Source organism: Foliimonas ilicis, assembly GCF_039939195.1.
Classification (GTDB): Bacteria; Pseudomonadota; Alphaproteobacteria; order Rhizobiales; family Rhizobiaceae; genus Foliimonas; species Foliimonas ilicis.
In genome coordinates this window covers 185,304-205,770 of sequence record NZ_JBDUUH010000004.1, presented here as the reverse complement: position 1 = coordinate 205,770, position 20,467 = coordinate 185,304, and the positions used below count along the sequence as shown (strand labels likewise).

Annotated in this window: 20 protein-coding genes and 1 riboswitch; of the genes, 15 read left to right on the top strand and 5 right to left on the bottom strand. The window is 59.9% G+C overall.

Annotation, left to right across the window (positions count from 1 at the left end; translation table 11 throughout):
* Positions 1-2: 2 nt before the first annotated feature.
* Genes cobG through ABFT80_RS11335 form a run of 4 tightly spaced genes read right to left on the bottom strand, consistent with a single transcriptional unit; the run spans position 3 to position 6,360 of the window.
* The gene (gene cobG, locus ABFT80_RS11350; protein ID WP_347972019.1) at positions 3-1,409 is read right to left on the bottom strand and encodes a precorrin-3B synthase; all 1,407 of its coding nucleotides are present in this window, start codon (positions 1,407-1,409) and stop codon (positions 3-5) included.
* Complete coding sequence (cobN, locus tag ABFT80_RS11345; RefSeq protein ID WP_347972018.1) at positions 1,406-4,882, bottom strand: cobaltochelatase subunit CobN; 3,477 nt, start codon at positions 4,880-4,882, stop codon at positions 1,406-1,408. The genes cobG and cobN overlap by 4 nt, the downstream gene beginning before the upstream one ends.
* 30 nt (positions 4,883-4,912) lie before the next feature.
* Complete coding sequence (gene cobW / locus ABFT80_RS11340; RefSeq protein WP_347972017.1) at positions 4,913-5,950, bottom strand: cobalamin biosynthesis protein CobW; 1,038 nt, start codon at positions 5,948-5,950, stop codon at positions 4,913-4,915.
* Complete coding sequence (locus ABFT80_RS11335) at positions 5,947-6,360, bottom strand: DUF1636 family protein (protein ID WP_347972016.1); 414 nt, start codon at positions 6,358-6,360, stop codon at positions 5,947-5,949. Before ABFT80_RS11335 ends, cobW begins: the two co-directional genes overlap by 4 nt.
* A 35-nt stretch (positions 6,361-6,395) precedes the next feature.
* Positions 6,396-6,598: riboswitch (cobalamin riboswitch) on the bottom strand.
* A gap of 183 nt (positions 6,599-6,781) precedes the next feature.
* On the opposite strand from ABFT80_RS11335, the gene ABFT80_RS11330 reads away from it, so the two are divergent.
* Entirely contained in the window at positions 6,782-7,432 is a 651-nt protein-coding gene (locus ABFT80_RS11330) for a pyridoxine/pyridoxamine 5'-phosphate oxidase (protein ID WP_347972015.1), read from the top strand.
* Between the two features lie 19 nt (positions 7,433-7,451).
* Here ABFT80_RS11330 and ABFT80_RS11325 read toward each other — a convergent pair whose 3' ends face one another.
* On the bottom strand, positions 7,452-8,642 hold the full coding sequence (locus tag ABFT80_RS11325; protein WP_347972014.1) for a winged helix-turn-helix domain-containing protein: 1,191 nt from the start codon (positions 8,640-8,642) through the stop codon (positions 7,452-7,454).
* A gap of 350 nt (positions 8,643-8,992) precedes the next feature.
* Here ABFT80_RS11325 and ABFT80_RS11320 point away from each other — a divergent pair, with 350 nt between their 5' ends.
* The 14 genes from ABFT80_RS11320 (at position 8,993) to nuoK (ending at position 20,467) form a co-directional block, all read left to right on the top strand.
* Positions 8,993-9,358 carry an NADH-quinone oxidoreductase subunit A gene (locus ABFT80_RS11320; protein ID WP_347972013.1) on the top strand — a complete coding sequence of 122 codons (366 nt, stop codon included), beginning with the start codon at positions 8,993-8,995 and terminating at the stop codon, positions 9,356-9,358.
* Entirely contained in the window at positions 9,349-9,930 is a 582-nt protein-coding gene (locus ABFT80_RS11315) for a NuoB/complex I 20 kDa subunit family protein (protein ID WP_347972012.1), read from the top strand. The genes ABFT80_RS11320 and ABFT80_RS11315 overlap by 10 nt, the downstream gene beginning before the upstream one ends.
* Before the next feature lie 5 nt (positions 9,931-9,935).
* On the top strand, positions 9,936-10,538 hold the full coding sequence (locus ABFT80_RS11310) for an NADH-quinone oxidoreductase subunit C (protein WP_347972011.1): 603 nt from the start codon (positions 9,936-9,938) through the stop codon (positions 10,536-10,538).
* A gap of 55 nt (positions 10,539-10,593) precedes the next feature.
* Positions 10,594-10,956, top strand: coding sequence for a four helix bundle protein (locus ABFT80_RS11305; protein WP_347972214.1), 363 nt, complete (start codon positions 10,594-10,596; stop codon positions 10,954-10,956).
* 69 nt (positions 10,957-11,025) lie between these two features.
* On the top strand, positions 11,026-12,216 hold the full coding sequence (locus tag ABFT80_RS11300; RefSeq protein WP_347972010.1) for an NADH-quinone oxidoreductase subunit D: 1,191 nt from the start codon (positions 11,026-11,028) through the stop codon (positions 12,214-12,216).
* Positions 12,217-12,261: 45 nt separating this feature from the next.
* Entirely contained in the window at positions 12,262-13,506 is a 1,245-nt protein-coding gene (locus ABFT80_RS11295; RefSeq protein WP_347972009.1) for an NADH-quinone oxidoreductase subunit E, read from the top strand.
* Positions 13,507-13,516: 10 nt separating this feature from the next.
* Complete coding sequence (gene nuoF, locus ABFT80_RS11290) at positions 13,517-14,821, top strand: NADH-quinone oxidoreductase subunit NuoF (RefSeq protein ID WP_347972008.1); 1,305 nt, start codon at positions 13,517-13,519, stop codon at positions 14,819-14,821.
* Between the two features lie 45 nt (positions 14,822-14,866).
* Entirely contained in the window at positions 14,867-15,517 is a 651-nt protein-coding gene (locus ABFT80_RS11285; protein ID WP_347972007.1) for an NADH-ubiquinone dehydrogenase, read from the top strand.
* A 74-nt stretch (positions 15,518-15,591) separates the two neighbouring features.
* Entirely contained in the window at positions 15,592-17,670 is a 2,079-nt protein-coding gene (nuoG, locus tag ABFT80_RS11280; RefSeq protein ID WP_347972006.1) for an NADH-quinone oxidoreductase subunit NuoG, read from the top strand.
* 7 nt (positions 17,671-17,677) lie between these two features.
* A complete protein-coding gene (gene nuoH, locus ABFT80_RS11275) occupies positions 17,678-18,721 on the top strand; it encodes an NADH-quinone oxidoreductase subunit NuoH (RefSeq protein ID WP_347972005.1) in 1,044 nt (347 codons plus the stop codon).
* Positions 18,721-18,912 (top strand): hypothetical protein, encoded by a 192-nt coding sequence (locus ABFT80_RS11270; RefSeq protein ID WP_347972004.1) that lies wholly within the window; start codon positions 18,721-18,723, stop codon positions 18,910-18,912. The genes nuoH and ABFT80_RS11270 overlap by 1 nt, the downstream gene beginning before the upstream one ends.
* Before the next feature lie 2 nt (positions 18,913-18,914).
* Positions 18,915-19,406 carry an NADH-quinone oxidoreductase subunit NuoI gene (gene nuoI / locus ABFT80_RS11265; protein WP_347972003.1) on the top strand — a complete coding sequence of 164 codons (492 nt, stop codon included), beginning with the start codon at positions 18,915-18,917 and terminating at the stop codon, positions 19,404-19,406.
* A 129-nt stretch (positions 19,407-19,535) separates the two neighbouring features.
* Entirely contained in the window at positions 19,536-20,156 is a 621-nt protein-coding gene (locus ABFT80_RS11260; RefSeq protein WP_347972002.1) for an NADH-quinone oxidoreductase subunit J, read from the top strand.
* A 2-nt stretch (positions 20,157-20,158) separates the two neighbouring features.
* The gene (gene nuoK / locus ABFT80_RS11255) at positions 20,159-20,467 is read left to right on the top strand and encodes an NADH-quinone oxidoreductase subunit NuoK (protein ID WP_347972001.1); all 309 of its coding nucleotides are present in this window, start codon (positions 20,159-20,161) and stop codon (positions 20,465-20,467) included.

Below are 20,467 nucleotides of genomic sequence, written 5' to 3'. Positions count from 1 at the left end.
CGTCATCCTTGTCTGAAGGCAGCGGCGAGGCGGGCGGCACCGATTTTTGCGAGCGTCGCGACCGTGGTTTCCCCTGCGCTGCGCTGCATGCGGATCAGTTTCGCCACGCGACCAAATCCGTCGGCGGGTTCATATCGCGGCGTATAGGATGCGGGAAGCCCTTTTGCCGTTCCGCAGACGACAAAACCGGCCCCGTTTTCGCCGCCGACGATGGTAAGCGCAGATGAAGCGGGGTGCGCGCAGCCCTTGGCGCAGCCGGAAATGTGGAGCGTGACGGAGGGATCGAGCACATCGCCGGATTGTTCGGCTATGCGTTCGGCGATTTCGCGTGTTTCGATTTGGCCCGATGCGCAGGCCGGTGCGCCGGGGCACGCGGCGATGCTGCGGCGGGGGTCGGAAGCGTCGGTGATGAAGCCGAGCGTTGCCGATTCGGTTTGGAGGGTGGCGCAGGTGTTGGTGGAGAGGCCGAGGATGAGGAGGCGACGTTGCAAGGCGGGCCGGATTTCGGATGCGCCGTGTTTCGCCGCTGCGTCGCAGATTGCGATGAGCGTTTCGGCAGTCACGCTGCCATAGGGCAGGGCGATGGATAGGGCGTGGGCTTGGGTGCCCAGATCGACGATGCCTAGCTTTGCAATTTGCCCCTCATCCCCCTGCCGGGACCTTCTCCCCGCAGGCGGGGAGAAGGAGGTTGTCCGCGACGCTTGAGCTTCATTCTTCTCCCCGCAGGCGGGGAGAAGGTCCCGGCAGGGGGATGAGGGGCCGTTTGTGAGTATGCCCAAAACGTTCTGAGAAATTAGATCGCGTGCTCGCGCGTCGCGACCGCGCTCGGCGATGCTTTCGAGGATCGAGATGGCTGCTGTCGGGGCGTCTTCGGTCGATACGCTTCGAAGGAAAGTCGCCGTACCTGCATCGCCTGCGATGGAAAGCTGCCATATATCGCCATCCGCAGTCAGTCGAATGTCGGCCTGCACACTGTCCATGCCGAACTGACCACCGCCATCGACCACGACCGATACTTTCGGGCCAAGACGTTCGGAAAGGTCGCGCTCTGTAATGGCGGCGCGGATGCTTTCCGCAAGTGGCGTCGGGTCTGCGGTTTCGGATGGATCGAGACCGGCCAGCGGTCCGGTTTCGACGGGAACGCCTGTGCGCACGGAAATCCCCAATGCATCCACTTCTTCCGCCAGAAGCGGTGCGCTTGTCTCGGTCAGTCCGCGAATTTGAACGCTGCCGCGCGCCGTTACCTCGATGATGCCATTGCCGTGTCGCAGGGCGGATTTGCAGAGTCCTATCAGAGTCTTGGGCGGCAATCCTTGCGTGATTGGATTAAGCCGGACGAGAAGCCCGTCGCCGGTCTGCATCGGCGCAGAAAGTGCGGGACATGCGCCGCGCCTTGAAAATACGGTCACGCGGCTGCTCCCAGCGCGACGGCTTCTGCAATCAGGGCAGCCAGATCGTCATCGATGGAATTGCGCAACGGGTGCCAAAGCCCGCGACGGCGCGCGGCCGCGAAACGCTCTGCGATGACTTTTGCGGCGGCGGGGTTTTCGCGCAGGATGAAGTCTCGCACGCGCTCATTGCCGAGATAGGCGGCGTGCACCGCATCGATCAGTGCGCCGGGAATGGCGTTTGTGGTTTCGGCAAAGCCGATCAGCCGGTCTACGGTTTCGGCAAATTCCGAGGCACCGCGCGGGCCATGCCGCATCTGCCCTTCGATGAACCGCGCATTGACGGCGCGGGCGCGCACGACGCGTCCGACCGCTTCAGCAACCGAGCGCGGCTGCGGTTTTGCGGGGTCGGTCGTATCGAGCACGATTACGTCGGCATTCTTGCCCAAGGCGGCGATTGCGGCTGAAAACCCGCCGATGAAAGCGACGTCTGCGGAGCCTTCGAGAATGTCGCGGCCGGGATCGTCGCCGGTGTGGACGAGCAGATCGGCGTCGGCCAGTCGTGCCGCGAATGCACCGGGCTGGGCGGCACCTTCGCCTTCCGCTCCGCCATAGGCGTGCGAAGTCGCGTCGAGATAGGCGCGGCCGAGTTCTTCGCGGCTTTCCCAATTGCCGCTCGAAAGCAAATCCTCCAGCCCCGCGCCGTAAGTGCCGGGCGAGGAGCCGAAGATGCGCGACGGCACTTTGCCGGATGCGCGCTGCGCGGCGGCGAGTGGATTTTCGCTCTCGTCCTCGTCGCGCGTTGCGACGGCGGAAGCCGCAGCGTCGATCAGCGCAATCTGCGTTGGGAACATATCGCGGAACAGGCCGGAAATGCGCCACGTCACATCGACGCGCGGGCGACCGAGCGTTGCGGGCGGCAGGACTTCAATGCCGGTCACGCGTCCGGTCGAAGCGTCCCATTGCGGGCGGCAACCCATCAAGGCGAGGCCTTGCGCGATTTCCTCGCCGCCGGTGCGAAGGCTGGCGCTGCCCCACAGATCGATGACCAGCGAGCGCGGCCAGTCGCCATGCGCCTGCATATAGTGCCGAACGATTTCGTCAGCAGCCAGGCGGCCCAGATCGAAGGCGGTAGGCGTCGGCATTGTGCGCGGATCGGCGGTGAAGAGGTTGCGGCCGGTCGGCAGCACGTCGCGGCGTCCGCGCGCCGGTGCGCCGGAAGGCCCAGCCGGAATGTGATGGCCGTCGAGGGCGCGGATCAGGCCGGAACGCTCGGTCGCGGCACTTGAGATGCGGCCTTCGTCGTTTTCGTCCGGTGCGTTGCGGCCATAGATGTGGAGGCCGTCCTTGATCGCAAAGTCTTTCAGATCGCAAAGCCACGCATCAATGCGGCGAAGCGCTTCGTCGGGCGCGTCGGATTGCGCGACGCCCGCCTGTGAGGCCAGTCCGGTTTGCGCGGCGGTTTCGACAATCAGCTTGGCGAGGCGGTCGCGGCGGCGGCGGTCGAGGCCGTCCGCCTGCGCGTATTCGTCGACCAGACGTTCGAGTTTCTGCTGGTGTTCGTCGAGACCGGCTTCGGTGAGAGGCGGCGGCAGGTGGCCGAGCGTGACGGCCGCAATCCGGCGCTTGGCCTGCGCCGCTTCGCCGGGATTGCTGACGATGAACGGATAGATGACGGGCAGGGAGCCGGTGACGATTTCGGGAAAACAGGATTGCGAGAGCGCGACCGTCTTGCCGGGCAGCCATTCGAGCGTGCCATGCGCGCCAACATGGATCAGCGCGTGGGAGGCGAGGGTGTGGCGGAGCCAGAGGCCGAAGGCCATGAGTTCATGCCGGGGTGGTAAGGTTGGGTCGTGGTAGTCACCGCGTCGATCTGCGGAACGTCCGCGGTCGGGGGCGAGTGCTACGGTGATATTGCCGAAATGCGCGGCGCGGAAGTGGAAAGATTCCCCCACTCCGCCTCGCTGCGCGAGGCACCTCTCCCCCACTTCGTGAGGGAGAGGAAGGGCGTCTGGCTGGATGCCATTTTTCCTCTCCCCATTATGGGGGAGAGGTGCCTCGCGCAGCGAGGCGGAGTGGGGGTCTGCGCCGGGCTTGGAATTTATTTTCCCCCAAGCAGCCTCCACGCTCGCGCGGGCCTCCGCGGGCAAGGTCGAGCTGAGGGAATTGTAGGCCTCCAGCGTCATGCCTTTCGTGCCAATCTCCAGCAAATCAAGCAGCGCGCGCGGAGATTCAGGAATCCCTTCAACTGCATAGCCCTCGTTCTTCAGGTCATGCAGCATGGCAAGCACGCTGTTTGGCACGTCGAGACCGACGGCATAACCGGTGCGTCCGGGTGCGCTGGGATAATCGGGAATGAGGATCGTTACGCGGCGCTCGTCGCGCCTTGTGTTGCGCAGGCGCAGGAAGGCGGCGATGCGATTTGCGACCTGAGTGACACGATCGGGTTCGGGCCGGTTGGCGAAGGCGCGGAAGCCGAGTTCGGCGTCGGCTTCCGTTTCAGCCTTGAAGGAAATCGCGCCTGCGAGGATGCGTCCGTCAAGCTCAGGCATGACGACATGCATTGCGAGATCGGCAGGGGCCAGACCGCGCGGGCTTTCCTGCCAGCCTTCGCGGCGGGTCGTTGCGACGATTACTTGGAAAACCGGCACGCCGGCACGGTCGAAAATCGTCTCTACGCCGGGTTCAGCACCCGTCGCGAATGCCGTTGCGGTGATGATTGCCAGGGGTGACAAATCGGCCAAGGCATTTTCGACGAACTTTATCGAGGCCGGTTCCTTGAGGCTGGAAACGAAGATCGGGGCAGGCGACATGCCTTTGCTGCGCAAGGCTTCGCAAAGCGCATCGATGGGCGCTACGTCTGCCGCCAGCAGCATCGATCTATAGAAGAGGAGGGGGACGACCGGCTGGCCGGGCGTGAGGTTCGGCAACTCGACCGGGCCAACGCCCGGTTCGTAGAAGCCTGCCTTTGGAACGGCAATCGTTTCGGGCGTCGATGTCTCGCCGCGTGCGAGCGCCGTGAGGCTTTGGACGAGGCCGCGCATATTGGCCGGGCCGCCTTCGCGGAAATAGGAAAGCAGGCCGTCGAGTTCGGTTCGGGGCAAGGTTGAACCCTCGATCAGTCGAAGGTCTTCCTCCCGGCATTCGCCGGGCAAAAGCGCCAGCTTTATACCCTTGGCGCGCGCGGTCGCGGTTAGCTGGTCGCAGCCGTAGCGCCACCAATCATAACCGCCCAGAATGCGCACCAGAATGACTTTGGCGTGGGCGGCGACACTGTCCACCCAAAGATCGACGGACATGGGATGGCGCAGATCGCGCAGCCGTGCCAGCCGCATCGAGGGCTGATTATCGCCGCCGGTTTTCCATGCGGCGGCGATGCCCGCCAGATCGCTGTCGGTAAAAGACAAAGCCACAATATCCGCTGGCTGCTGCCGCAGATCTACCGGCTCGACCAGATCGTCGAGCGAGGTGGATGTGGTCGTCAATATATGCATGCGAATGCATCTTCTATCTGTCAGGTGCCGTTAGGCCGCGAGTATACGCTCGATTGCTTCCCGGTTCAGTCCTTTCAGGCCGATAACCACGAGCCGCGAGCGGCGCTCGTCATTGGCGTTCCATGCGCGGTCATAATAATGGTTCACGCGCGGGCCGACCGCCTGAACGAGCAGGCGCATAGGCTTGCCGCCGACATCGACGAAGCCTTTCACGCGCAGCACGTTTTCTTCTTCGGCGGCCTTGGCAACGCGGACAGCAAGCTCGTCGGGGTTCGAGATCGACGGGATTTCGATGACGAAGGTGTCGAAATCGTCATGCTCGTGGTCGAACGCGCCATCGTGATGCGTCTTGCGGTTTTCGATGTCGTCTTCCACGGCAAGACCGAGGCCGAGCAGCACCGATGGATCGACCTTGCCGTTGGACGATTGCACGATCTTGACCGCGCGCTTGATGTGCTGATCGATCACCGCATTGGCGCGGGCGACACCCGCATCGTCCATCAGGTCGCGCTTCGACAGGATGATGAGGTCGGCGCAGGCCACCTGGTCCTCGAAGACTTCTTCGACGGGATCATCATGGTCCAGCGTTTCATCTTCGGCGCGCTGGGCGGCGAGCGCATCCATGTCGGACGCGACCTTGCCTTCGGCGAGTGCCGGACCATCGACAACGGCAATGACGCCGTCCACCGTCACGCGGCTTTTGATGGCGGGCCACTGGAATGCCTGAATCAGCGGCTTCGGCAGGGCAAGGCCCGATGTCTCGATCAGGATGTGATCGACTTTCGGTTCCAGCGAGAGAATCTGGTCGAGGGCGGGTGCAAAATCGTCGGCCACAGTGCAGCAGATGCAGCCATTGGCCAGTTCGACGATGTTTTCTTCCGGGCAATCCTCGACGCCGCAGCTTTTCAGAATGTCGCCATCGATGCCGACATCGCCGAATTCGTTGACGATGATCGCGAGGCGGCGGCCTTTCGAGTTTTCGAGCAGATTGCGAATGAGCGTGGTTTTGCCTGCACCCAGAAAGCCGGTGACGACGGTGCAGGGAACGCGAGAAACGGTAGAGGTCATGAATTGTCCTTCAGAATATCGATCGGAGGAATGCGCGCGATGAGCCCGCGCTTCAGAGAATCAGGGCGACCACGCCACGGAATGAGAAGATCGAGCGAGCTTGCGAAAAGCTTTGCGCCCTCGACGAGATCGTCGCCGCTTTCAATTGTAAGGCCGCCGAAGACATAGCTCCACGCGCCATCGCGCAGAACGGCGGCGCTGAGCCGGCGCTTGCAATTGCCGAGGCATTCGACCTCGCGCACCTTGATGTTCGTATTTGCTGCGGCGCGGCGCGTGTCATCAGCGAGAACAACGCCGGCGCGGGGCGGGCCGTCGGAACCGTTTTCATCGCGACACGACGAACACACGACGATTGTGACATCGCTCGCGGCGCCGGCGTCCGGTTCGGGAAATTTACCGTCAAAGTCCAAGCAGTACTCCTTTCCCGGGACACCCGCCGGGCAGTCGGATTATGTTCTAGACGGCAGGTCTCCTGGCTCGCGAGTCGTCACCTTTGCCGCCTTCCCGGGGAAAACCCAGTGGCCTTCGGCTAAGGCTTTTCGCTTACAGTTGCGGGGACAGCTTCGGCTTCGAGACTGAAAATCTCACACCGAATTCCCTCTTAGCTCCTTTCCATGAAGAAAGGAGACCGTCACGTCGCGCAATCTAGGCTTTGCGCCGGTATCGTGTCAACGCGCCGCTAAGCCCGCGCGGCGCATGACACGGGAAGATTGCCGCATCTGTGTCATTGATTTCCAGCGATGCAAAGGTCTATTCCTGCTTCGATCCCGGTCGGGTAATGATCATCGAAAGACAATGAGCAGCAAAGCAGTGACGAACGCAGATAATTCAATGAAAGACCAGCTACGCAGCCTGCCTTCGCTGAAAGGTCCATTTCGCGATGTGGATATGGGCGATTTGCCCGATACGCCGCGCGCGGCCTTTCGACTATGGCTGGAGGAGGCGATTGCAGAGGGCATAAAAGAACCTCACGCCATGACGCTTTCGACCGTCGACGAGCAGGGCTGGCCCGATGCACGCGTTCTCATTCTAAAGAATGTCGATAAGCGCGGCTGGCACTTCGCCATAAAGGCCGACAGCCCCAAGGGGCAGCAGATTGCAGAAGCCCGTCACGTCGCGCTGACATTCTACTGGCCGCAATTGGGACGGCAGATTCGTCTGCGCGGAGAGGCGATCGAGCTTCCGAGCGAAGAATGCGCTGAAGACTTTCTCGGTCGTCCGATCGGATCGAAAATCAGCGCACTGGCCTCGAAGCAGAGCCAAATTCTGGACACGCCGGATGAATTCAAGCGCCGTATAGGCGAGGCGAAAGAGTTTCTGGAAGCCAACCCGGAACATATTGCGCCTGCGTGGAAGGTCTATGCGGTTGCGCCTTCCGTGGTCGAGTTTTGGCAAGGCGCGACGGACCGCGTTCATAAGCGATTGCGGTATGTGCGTTCTGAGACCGGTGAAAACTGGAAAAAGCAGGTTCTTTGGCCGTAATGGTAGAACAGCCCCGCTGCTATAGCGATCTGAGGAGCGCTGGTGCGAGATCGCCTTTTTCGTAGATTTCAAGGCGCTCGAGCCCCAGCCATTCCTGCATGAGGCGCAGCTCGTCCAAGAGTTCCGATGCGGTTTCGGGCGATGCGCCGGGTTCGGCGTGCGAAGCAAGAACGCGCAAGACGCTTGCGGCGCGGTCGGCTTTCAGGTCGAGGCGGGCAACCAGTCTTTCGCCAAGCAGGAACGGGAAGACGTAGTAGCCATATTGGCGCTTGTGGGCGGGCGTGTAGATTTCGATCCGGTAGCGGAAATTGAACAGGCGTTCGGTGCGCGCGCGCTCCCATATCAGTGGATCGAAGGGCGCGAGCAAAGCGCGCGCCTGCACTTTCCGCGGCATACGCGCTGCGGTGTGAAGATAGGCCTGATGCTGCCAGCCTTCGACGCGCACGGGCAGGAGCGTGCCTTCCTCTACCAGTTCGCCGATGCGGTCCTTCACGTCGGCGGGCGAGAGGCGGAAATAGTCGCGCAAATCGTTGATCGTCGCGACGCCCAGCGCTCGTGCCGAAATGCGCAGCAATTCGCGATGCGCATCGGCGGGCGAGGGCGGCGGCGCGGAGACGAGCTCCGCGGGCAGCACGCGTTCAGGCAGGTCATAAAGCCGTTCAAACCCGCGCCGCGATGCGGCCGTCAGCCTGCCTGCCCAAAACAGCCATTCGAATGCCTGCTTGGCATCGCTCCAGCCCCACCAGCCGCCCGGACCCTTGGGGCCTTCCATTTCGGATGCGGCAGTTGGGCCGCGGTTTGAGACTTCCTGAAATATCTCCTCGATATAGTCGGCGCGCTCGCGCCTGAATTTCGCGAGGCCGGAATACATTTCGCCGCTTTGCGCGCGCTCCATGCGCCAGCGCATAAGAGGGTATGTCTCGATCGGCAGAAACGAGGCCTCATGTGCCCAATATTCGAAAAGGATGCGCTTTTTCGGACCAGCCGCATTGTCGAGCACTTCGCGCGGGTAGTTCCCGAGTCGCGAGAAGAGCGGCATATAATGAGCGCGCACGACGACGCTGACGGAATCAATCTGCAGCAGGCCGATGCGCGAAAGCACCTTGTTCAGATGGCGCCGGCTTATTTCGCCGGCGGGCCTCGCCTCGGCAAAGCCTTGCGCGGCGAGTGCGATGCGCCTTGCTGCGGCAAGCGATAGTTTCTCTTTCATGGGCGCATCTTCAAAACGGTTCCTGTGACTTCAGAGCAAGTAAACATCTCGTGCGCAAGGAGTTCTACCCGTGAACTACCCCCAGCGTTATGGCAGGATTAAAAGTGGAGTAAAAAGTGAAGGAAATCAAATATTCAGCAAACTGCCATGATTTTGAAAATGTGACGGGAAGCATCCTGATTTTCGCCAATGTTAGACTTGCTTCGCCCTTCCTGCTGCGCTAACCCTCGCCGCATTGCAGCATGGTTCTGACCGACCTTACGGCCGAGCCAAACTGTCGCGGCACGCTTACCCTCGCGGGTGCTATATAAGTTCAGACGCGTGATCGCCATTAATTGGAAAGTCGGAGCATGAACGAGCTCTTAAGTTCATATCTGCCCATCGTGATCTTCATCGGTGTGGCGCTCGCAGTCGGTCTTGCGCTTATCGCAGCGCCCTACCTTGTCGCCTACCGGAATCCGGATCCCGAGAAGCTTTCGGCGTATGAGTGCGGGTTCAACTCGTTCGACGATGCGCGCATGAAGTTCGACGTGCGATTCTATCTCGTGTCGATTCTCTTCATCATCTTCGATCTGGAAGTGGCCTTCCTGTTTCCGTGGGCTGTCGCCTTCCGCGAAATTGGAATGCTGGGCTTCTGGTCCATGATGGTATTTCTCGGTGTGCTCACCATCGGCTTCATCTACGAATGGAAGAAAGGAGCGCTGGAATGGGATTGAGCGATTCAACCGGTACGCTCGTCGCGCCGCGCCCCAGGGGCATAATCGATCCGAACACCGGCAAGCCGGTCGGCGCGGATGATCCGTTCTTCACCGAGATCAACAATGAACTCGCGGACAAGGGCTTCCTCGTCACCTCGACGGATGCGCTGATCAATTGGGCGCGCGGCGGTTCGCTGATGTTCATGACCTTCGGTCTCGCGTGCTGCGCAGTCGAGATGATCCACACGTCCATGCCGCGTTACGACAGCGAGCGTTTCGGCATCGCGCCACGCGCCTCACCGCGTCAGTCGGACGTCATGATCGTCGCAGGCACGCTGACCAACAAGATGGCTCCCGCGCTCCGCAAGGTCTACGACCAGATGCCGGAACCGCGTTACGTCATCTCGATGGGGTCGTGCGCCAATGGCGGCGGCTACTATCACTATTCCTATTCGGTGGTGCGTGGATGCGACCGCGTCGTGCCGGTCGATATCTATGTTCCGGGTTGTCCGCCTTCGGCTGAAGCGCTGCTTTACGGACTGCTTCTTCTTCAGAAGAAGATCCGTCGCACCGGCACGATTGAGCGGTGATCTGAATGAGTGAAGCTCTCAACGATCTTTCGGCCTATATTTCCGAAAAGCTCGGTTCCAAGATCGGCGAAGCAGTCATCGCTTATGGCGAATTGACCGTAACCGTCGAGCCGGGCGACATTATCGATGTGCTGAACTTCCTGCGCAACGATGTGCAGTGCCAGTTCATTTCATTCATCGATATTTGCGGTGCCGACTATCCGGCGCGCGCAAAGCGTTTCGATGTGCTTTATCACCTGCTTTCGCCGCGCCAGAACCAGCGCATTCGTGTGAAAGTTCATGCAGACGAGGAAACGCTGGTGCCTTCGGCGACCGCCGTCTATCCCGGCGCGGACTGGTTCGAGCGCGAAGCCTACGATCTTTACGGCATTCTGTTTTCGGGACACCCCGATCTTCGTCGTATCCTGACCGATTACGGTTTCGAGGGGCATCCGCTTCGCAAGGACTTTCCGCTGACCGGTTTCGTCGAAGTGCGCTACGACGACGAAGCCAAACGCGTCGTTTACGAGCCTGTCGAGCTGAAGCAGGAATTCCGCAATTTCGATTTCCTCTCGCCATGGGAAGGGACCGATTACGTCCTGCCGGGCGATGAAAAGGCGAAACAATAGAGCGAATAGCGAATAGTGAGTAGCGAATAGGGAAAAAGGAGGTTGTAAAACGGCAATCAATTCGTACAGAGATTTGCTGGTCTGGAAGGCCGCCATGGAATTGGCGGTGGCCTGTTATTCGATAACTAAGGCTTTTCCAAACAGCGAAGTTTACGGAATGACATCGCAGATCAGGCGATCGGCTGCTTCAATAGCGGCAAATATCGCCGAAGGTCATGGCCGGGAAAGTACCGGTGCGTTCATTCAGTTTCTTCGTGTGGCGCAGGGTTCTCTGAAAGAATTGGAAACGCATCTCATCCTATCGGGACAAGTCGGCTTGGCAAACGAGACGGAATTGTCACCTTTGCTCACCAAAGCGGAGGATATCGGTAAGATGCTACGTGCGATGGTCCGGAGCTTGCAACAGAAGATATCATGACAAAAACGCTGCTTTTTCCCTATTCGCTATTCGCTATTCGCTATTCGCTTAACGCCGAAGGCGTGTCCAATGGCTGAAACCTCCGTCCGCAATTTCAATATCAATTTCGGCCCGCAGCATCCGGCGGCGCACGGCGTTTTGCGTCTTGTGCTGGAGCTGGACGGCGAGGTGGTCGATCGCGTCGATCCGCATATCGGCCTTTTGCATCGCGGCACCGAAAAGCTGATGGAGGCCAAGACCTACCTTCAGGCTATTCCTTATCTTGATCGTCTCGACTATTGCGCGCCGATGAATCAGGAGCATGCGTTCGCGCTTGGCGTGGAGCGGCTGCTTGGTATCGAAGTGCCGAAGCGCGGCCAGCTTATCCGCGTGCTCTACTGCGAAATCGGCCGCATCATGTCGCACATCCTCAATGTGACGACGCAGGCGATGGACGTCGGCGCGCTGACGCCTCCGCTTTGGGGCTTTGTCGAGCGTGAAAAGCTGATGGTGTTCTATGAACGCGCCAGCGGTTCGCGCATGCATGCTGCCTATTTCCGTCCGGGCGGCGTTCATCAGGACCTGCCGGACGAACTCGTCGAAGACATCGGCAAGTGGATCGACCCGTTCCTGAAGACCATCGACGATCTCGACAATCTTTTGACCGGAAACCGCATTTTCAAACAGCGTAACGCCGATATTGGTGTGGTTTCGCTGGAAGATGCATGGGCCTGGGGCTTTTCGGGCGTGATGGTGCGCGGTTCGGGCGCTGCGTGGGATTTGCGCAAGTCGCAGCCTTACGAATGCTATCCCGAAATGGAATTCGACATTCCAATCGGCAAGAATGGCGATTGCTTCGACCGTTATCTCATTCGCATGGAAGAGATGCGCCAGTCAGCAAAGATCATGCGTCAGTGCGTGGATCGTCTGCTCGGCACGGAGCGTCAGGGGCCGGTTTCCAATCTCGACGGCAAGGTCGTTCCGCCCAAGCGCGATGCGATGAAGCGGTCGATGGAAGCGCTGATCCACCATTTCAAGCTCTACACCGAGGGCTATCACGTTCCGGCTGGCGAAGTTTATGCCGCTGTCGAAGCGCCGAAGGGCGAGTTCGGCGTCTATCTCGTGGCAGACGGCACCAACAAGCCCTACCGCGTAAAGCTGCGCGCGCCGGGATTTGCGCATTTGCAGGCGATGGATTTCCTCTGCAGGGGCCACATGCTGGCCGACGTTTCAGCCGTGTTGGGTTCGCTCGACATCGTGTTCGGCGAGGTCGATCGATGATCTGCGCCTCATTCCTCGACTGCAGCAACAAAGTGACGAGTTAAAATGTCCGTTCGCCGTCTTGCAGAACCAGAATTTCAGCCCGCAACCTTCGCCTTCGACGAGGCGAATGCAGCGTCGGCGAAGACCTGGATTAAGAAGTACCCGGAAGGCCGTGAGCAGTCCGCCGTTATCCCGCTGCTCATGCTTGCGCAGGATCAGGAAGGCTGGGTCACCAAGGCTGCCATCGAGCATGTGGCCAAGACGCTCAACATGCCGCTGATCCGGGTGCTGGAAGTTGCGACCTTCTACACGCAGTTCCAGCTCAACCCGGTCGGCACGCGCGCCCACATTCAGGTTTGCGGCACGACGCCATGCATGCTGCGCGGCTCGGAAGCGCTGATGGATGTCTGCCGTTCGAAAATCCATCACGACCAGTTTCATCGTAACGATTCCGGTACGCTTTCCTGGGAAGAGGTCGAGTGCGCAGGTACCTGCGTAAACGCACCGATGGTCCAGATTTTCAAGGACACCTATGAAGATCTGACGCCGGAGCGCCTTGCCGAAATCATCGATCTTTTCGAAGCAGGCAAGGGCGGCACTGTTACGCCCGGTCCGCAGATCGATCGCTTCTATTCTTCGGCAGAGGGCGGCCCGACGGCACTTCTGGATGAGAAGGCCGTTCTGAAATCGACGCGCGACAAGGAAACGAAGGCTGCCAAGAAGGCAACGCCCGCTGAAGCCGAGCAGGTTCCGCCGTCAAACGCGGCCAAGCCGAAGACAGATGCGCCGGAAACCGATCCAAGCATCAAGTCGCCTGCTGCCGGCAAAGTCGCCCGCAATGGTGAAAAGAGTGCAAGCGTTGCGCCCGCGACTGCTACCGGAGAAGCCAACAAGGCTGACGAAAGCGTCGAGGCAGTCTCCAAGCAGCGCAAATCCGCTACGCCGAAAGCGCAGCCAGCATCTGCTTTCAAATCGCCAGAACTCAGCCATGCCAAGGCACCGGCTGCTGAAGCGAAGCCTTCACTGGAAGACAAGAGCAGGCCGAAAGGCATCGAGAAGCCCGCTGCCGTGGACGATCTGAAACTGATCTCCGGCGTCGGTCCCAAGATCGAAGGCATTCTGCATTCGCTCGGCATCTTCACCTATGCGCAGGTCGCGTCGTGGAAAAAGGCCGAGCGCGAATGGGTTGACGGATATCTGAAATTCCATGGTCGCATCGAGCGCGAGGATTGGGTCAAGCAAGCCAAGGCTCTCGCCAAGGGCGGCGTTGACGAATATATCCGTGTCTTCGGCAAGAAACCGGTCTGAGGGACGATAAATGCTTCAGGACAAAGACCGCATTTTCACGAATATCTACGGCCGCTTTGACAAGTCGCTGAAAGGCGCAATGTCGCGTGGCGCGTGGGATGGCACAGCCGGCATCATCGGCAAGGGCCGCGACTGGATCATCAACGAAATGAAGGCTTCCGGCCTTCGCGGACGCGGCGGCGCGGGCTTCCCGACCGGCCTCAAATGGTCGTTCATGCCCAAGGCATCCGATGGCCGTCCGTCCTATCTCGTCGTCAATGCCGACGAATCCGAGCCGGGCACCTGCAAGGATCGCGACATTCTGCGCCATGACCCGCACACGCTGGTCGAAGGCTGCCTGATTGCCGGTTTCGCGATGGGTGCAATCGCTGCCTACATCTATGTGCGCGGCGAATTCATCCGCGAGCGCGAAGCTTTGCAGCGCGCGATCGATGAAGCCTACGATGCCGGCCTGATCGGCAAGGGCAACAAGAACGGCTACGATTTCGACATCTACGTTCACCACGGCGCGGGTGCTTACATCTGCGGCGAGGAAACGGCACTTCTCGAAAGCCTCGAAGGCAAGAAGGGCCAGCCGCGCCTGAAGCCGCCATTCCCTGCGAATGTCGGCCTTTACGGCTGCCCGACGACCGTCAACAATGTCGAATCCATTGCGGTCGCGCCGACCATTCTGCGTCGCGGTGCATCGTGGTTTTCGTCCATCGGCCGTCCGAACAATGTCGGCACGAAGCTGTTCATGCTGGTCGGCCACGTCAACACGCCGTGCACCGTGGAAGAATCCATGGGCATCACGTTCCGCGAACTGGTCGAAAAGCATGGCGGCGGCATTCGCGGCGGCTGGGACAATTTGCTTGCAGTCATTCCCGGCGGCGCTTCCTGCCCGGTCGTGAAGGCGGAAGACATCATCGATTGCCCGATGGATTTCGACGGCTTGCGCGAGCGCAAATCGTCCTTCGGCACGGCCGCGGTGATCGTCATGGACAAGTCGACCGACATCGTGAAGGCGATTGCGCGGCTGTCCTACTTCTTCAAGCATGAAAGTTGCGGCCAGTGTACGCCTTGCCGCGAAGGCACGGGCTGGATGTGGCGCGTCATGGAGCGTCTGGTGCGTGGCGAAGCGCAGAAGCGCGAGATCGACATGCTGCTGGACGTTACCAAGCAGATCGAGGGACACACGATTTGCGCGCTGGGCGATGCGGCCGCATGGCCGATCCAGGGTCTGATCCGCAATTTCCGTCCCGAAATCGAGCGTCGCATCGATGAATTTTCGCGCAATGCGCACCGGGTAGAACCCGCACTTGTGGCGGCAGAATAACCAACGAAAGAACGCAGAGCAGCAACCGAAACGGAAGGAATATCAATGTTGTTATTTCCGATGACCGGTCTGTTCGACGCACAGAAAACTGAACGGATGACCACGAAACCACCATTTCAAATGCCGAACGACCTTGCCGGTGCCGCCAATCTCATGGCGCATCCGATGGCAGGGGCGGCCGCGTTTTCCGCGCTGGGCTTCGGCTTTGCGGGACATGCGTTCGGCATCTGGATGGGCGCTGCTGCCGGTGCAGTGGAGGCTTCGAACAAGTTTTTCGCGAACGCTTTCGAAGACGCTTCTGAGCCTGAAGAAAAGAAGCCTACGGAAACCGCTTCAGCCAAGGCGAAGAATGCGGCGCGTGCCGTGATCGACGATGCGCAGGCTGTGGCCCGGCAAACGGCTCATCTGACGCTGGTGCCTTCGCCGCGCGTCGAGAAAGCCAAGCAGGTTTCAGCGCGTAAGCCGAAATCGATCGAGCGGCCGGCGGCTCCCGACGATCTCAAGCAGATCGACGGGATTGGACCGAAGCTAGAGCAGGTGCTGAACGGGCTCGGTATCTGGACCTATTCGCAGATCGCGGGCTGGAAGGCTCACGAGATCGACTGGGTGGAAGACCATCTTTCGTTCAAGGGCCGCATCGTGCGCGATGGCTGGCTCGATCAGGCAAAGAATCTGGTAGCGAAGATAAATTATTGATTTTACGAGGAAAGAGCGATTTGAACGATGCTCTTTCGGATAGTGCGGACACAACCGCAGGGGTTTGAAGCGACATGGCGAAGCTGAAGGTCGACGGCAAAGAGATCGAGGTTCCCGATCACTATACGCTTCTGCAGGCAGCGGAAGATGCGGGCGCGGAAGTGCCGCGCTTCTGTTTCCATGAGCGTTTGTCGATCGCTGGCAACTGCCGCATGTGCCTCGTCGAAGTGAAGGGCGGACCGCCCAAGCCTGCCGCATCCTGCGCCATGGGCGTTCGCGATCTGCGTCCCGGCCCGAATGGCGAGACGCCGGAAATCTTCACCAACACGCCGATGGTCAAGAAGGCCCGCGAAGGCGTGATGGAATTCCTGCTGATCAACCATCCGCTCGATTGCCCGATCTGCGATCAGGGCGGCGAGTGCGATTTGCAGGATCAGGCGATGGCGTTCGGCGTGGATTCGTCGCGCTACACCGAAAACAAGCGGGCCGTCGAAGACAAATATATCGGCCCGCTCGTCAAGACGATCATGAACCGCTGCATTCACTGCACGCGTTGCGTTCGTTTCACGACGGAAGTCGCAGGCATTTCCGAACTCGGCCTGATCGGCCGTGGCGAAGATGCCGAAATCACCACCTATCTCGAAGAGGCGATGACCTCCGAATTGCAGGGCAATGTCATCGACCTTTGCCCGGTCGGCGCGCTGACTTCGAAGCCATACGCGTTCCAGGCGCGTCCTTGGGAATTGACCAAGACGGAATCGATTGACGTTATGGACGCCGTCGGCTCGGCGATTCGCGTGGATTCGCGTGGCCGCGAAGTGATGCGCATCATGCCGCGCGTTAACGATCAGGTGAACGAAGAGTGGATTTCCGACAAGACCCGCTTCATCTGGGACGGTCTGCGCACGCAGCGGCTCGACCGGCCTTATGTTCGCAAGAACGGCAAGCTTGCACCGGCAAGCTGGGCTGAAGCATTTGCGGCCATCAAGAGCGCTGTTTCCGGCAAAAGCGCGGACAAGATCGGCGCGGTCGCTGGCGATCTCGCGGCTGTCGAGGAAATGTATGCACTGAAGCTTCTCATCCAGTCGCTCGGCTCGTCGAACATCGACTGCCGTCAGGATGGTGCTGCGCTCGATCCGTCGCTTGGCCGTTCGAGCTATATTTTCAACCCGACCATCGAGGGCATCGAACAGGCAGACGCCGTTCTGATCATCGGTGCCAATCCGCGCTTCGAGGCATCGGTTCTCAATGCGCGTATCCGCAAGCGCTGGCGGCACGGCGGTATGCCTGTCGGTGTGATCGGCGATGTCGGCGATCTTCGCTACGAATACGAAGCGCTGGGGGCAGGGCCTGACACGCTGAAGGATCTGGCTGGCGGAAACGGCAGTTTCTTCTCGGCGCTCAAAGACGCGCAGCGTCCACTGATCATTGTCGGACAAGGCGCGCTTGCGCGGGGCGACGGTGCTGCGGTGCTCGGTCTCGCGGCCAAGCTTGCAGGCGCGGTCGGCGCGGTGAGCGAAGAATGGAACGGCTTTGCCGTTCTCCACAATGCAGCGTCGCGCGTTGGCGGCCTCGATATCGGCTTCGTGCCGGGCGAAGCAAAGCCGGTCAGCGATATCGTTGGCGGATCGGAAGTGCTCTTTCTTCTTGGCGCGGACGAGCTGGACCTTTCGAAGGCTTCGAACGCGTTCGTCGTTTATGTCGGTACGCATGGCGATGCTGGCGCACACCGCGCCGACGTCATCCTGCCGGGTGCGGCCTACACGGAGAAATCCGGCACCTACGTCAACACGGAAGGCCGCGTTCAGCAGACCAACCGCGCAGGCTTCGCACCGGGCGATGCTCGTGAGGATTGGGCTATCTTGCGCGCCCTGTCTGATGTACTTGGCCATAAATTGCCGTTCGACTCACTTGGCCAGTTGCGCGCGAAACTTCATGCAGAATATCCGCATCTTGCGGAAATCGATGAAATCGCAGCCGGAAATGGCGCGGATATCGCGAAAGTCGCGGCACTTGGCGGTCGGCTTGGCAAGGAAAGATTCGTGTCCCTCATCGGGGACTTCTATCTGACCAATCCGATTGCGCGCGCCTCCGCCGTCATGGCCGAATGTTCGGCCTTGGCGAAGGGCGGCTTCAAACAGGCAGCCGAGTAGGGCGATTATGGATTCTTTCTTCTCCTTTTACGTTCTGCCCGCGCTGATCATTCTTGCGAAGTCGGTTGCGCTGATCGTCATCCTGCTGGTCGTCATCGCCTTCTTGCTTTACGCGGATCGCAAGATCTGGGCTGCCGTGCAGCTTCGCCGTGGCCCGAACGTCGTCGGTCCTTTCGGCCTTTTGCAGTCCTTTGCCGATCTTTTGAAGTTCGTCTTCAAAGAGCCGATCATTCCATCGGGCGCGAACAAGGGCGTGTTCCTGCTTGCCCCGCTGGTTTCTGCGGTTCTGGCCATCGCCACATGGGCGGTCATTCCGGTCAATGAAGGCTGGGCGATCGCCAATATCAATGTCGGCATTCTCTACGTGTTCGCCATTTCCTCGCTCGAGGTCTACGGCGTCATCATGGGCGGCTGGGCATCGAACTCGAAATACCCGTTCCTCGGCGCGCTGCGTTCGGCTGCACAGATGGTTTCCTATGAGGTTTCCATCGGCTTCGTGATCGTAACCGTGCTGCTCTGCGTCGGTTCGCTCAATCTCACCGACATCGTTCTGGCACAGCGCGACGGTCTCGGAACCATGATGGGCCTGCCGAATTCGTTCCTCGACTGGCATTGGCTGGTGCTGTTTCCGATGTTCGTGATCTTCTTCATTTCCGCGCTGGCGGAAACGAACAGGCCGCCTTTCGATCTGGTCGAGGCCGAGTCGGAACTCGTCGCCGGTCACATGATCGAATATTCGTCGACGCCGTTCCTGCTGTTCTTCCTCGGCGAGTATGTCGCGATCGTTCTGATGTGCGCGCTGATGGCGATCCTGTTCATGGGTGGCTGGCTGCCTCCGTTCGATTTCGCGCCGTTCACCTGGGTTCCGGGCGTCATCTGGTTCGTGCTGAAGGTCTGCCTCGGCTTCTTCATGTTCTCGATCGTCAAGGCGTTCGTGCCGCGCTACCGCTACGACCAGCTCATGCGTCTTGGCTGGAAAGTGTTTCTGCCGATCTCGCTGTTCATGGTCGTGGCAACTGCTGCGTTCCTGAAATTCACGGGAATGGCATAATGTCTGCGGGCCTGATCGGCGCGCTTGTGGGGCTGGTTATCGCTGTGGTGGATTTTGCACTGCTGCGGCTTCTGGCTTCGCGGGTCGATCTGCCCGAGACGAAAAAAGTGTTGAATGTTACGGGAGTGAGCCAGTTCGTGCTTCTCCCGATCGTGGGCTACTTCGTTGGCCCGCTGTTTGCTGGAGAATAATGATGTCGGCGTTAGCCCAGGCTGCAAAATCGCTGCTTCTTAAAGAATTCGTGGGAGCGTTCTTCCTTTCGATGCGCCAGTTCTTTGCGCCGAAGGAAACGATCAACTACCCGCACGAAAAAGGCCCGATCAGCCCGCGCTTCCGTGGCGAGCATGCTTTGCGCCGCTATCCGAACGGCGAAGAGCGCTGCATTGCCTGCAAGCTGTGCGAAGCGATCTGCCCGGCGCAGGCGATCACCATCGAAGCTGGCCCGCGCCGCAACGACGGCACGCGCCGCACGGTGCGTTACGACATCGACATGGTGAAGTGCATCTATTGTGGCTTCTGTCAGGAAGCCTGCCCGGTGGACGCCATCGTCGAGGGACCGAATTTCGAATTCGCGACGGAGACGCGCGAAGAGCTTTATTACGACAAGGACAGGCTGCTTGCGAATGGCGACCGTTGGGAGCGCGAAATCGCTCGCAATATGTCTTTGGATGCACCGTATCGCTAAGGCTAGAAATATGGACGGCGCCGCAAGCGTCGTTTAAGTGGACACGCAGCTTTGAACCCGGAGGCGGGGCAGAGCGACAACGGGCGAAGTGCTTATGCGCAGGCCCGAAATGGAAACCCGGGGGAACCCATGCTTAACGGACTTGAGGCGGTATTTTTCTACCTCTTCGCCTTCATCGCGATCGGATCGGCCTTCATGGTCATTTCCGCGCGCAATCCCGTTCATTCGGTTCTCTATCTGATCCTGACCTTCTTCAATGCGGCCGGGCTCTTCCTTCTGACGGGCGCCGAATTCCTGGCGATGATCCTGCTGGTCGTTTATGTCGGCGCGGTGGCGGTTCTGTTCCTTTTCGTGGTGATGATGCTCGACGTCGATTTTGCCGAGCTGAAGCAGGGCGCTCTTCAATATGCGCCTATTGGCGCGATGGTCGGGTTGATCCTCGCAGCCGAGCTGATCGTCGTTGTCGGCGGCTACACCTTCGCGCCGCAGCTTGCGGACACGATTGCGCAGCCGACGCCTGATATCGTGACGCGTCACAACACGGCGGCGCTCGGCGACATTCTCTATACGGACTACATCTTCATCTTCCAGATCGCGGGCCTGATCCTGCTAGTCGCAATGATCGGCGCGATCGTGCTGACGCTGCGCCACAAGCCCAATGTCAAGCGCCAGAGCATCGCGGAGCAGGTGAGCCGCACTCCCGAAAACGCGATCGAGATCAAAAAAGTCGAAACGGGCAAGGGAATTTGACGATGGAAGTCGGCATCTCACATTATCTGACCTTATCGGCCGTGCTTTTCACGATCGGCATTTTCGGCATCTTCCTGAACCGCAAGAACGTCATCGTCATTCTTATGTCGGTCGAGTTGATCCTGCTTGCCGTCAACATCAATTTCGTCGCCTTTTCGGCGGCTCTTGGCGATATGGTCGGCCAGGTGTTCGCCCTGTTCGTGCTGACGGTTGCCGCTGCCGAAGCTGCGATCGGACTTGCCATACTCGTCGTCTTCTTCCGCAACCGCGGCTCGATCGCGGTCGAAGACGTCAACATGATGAAGGGCTGA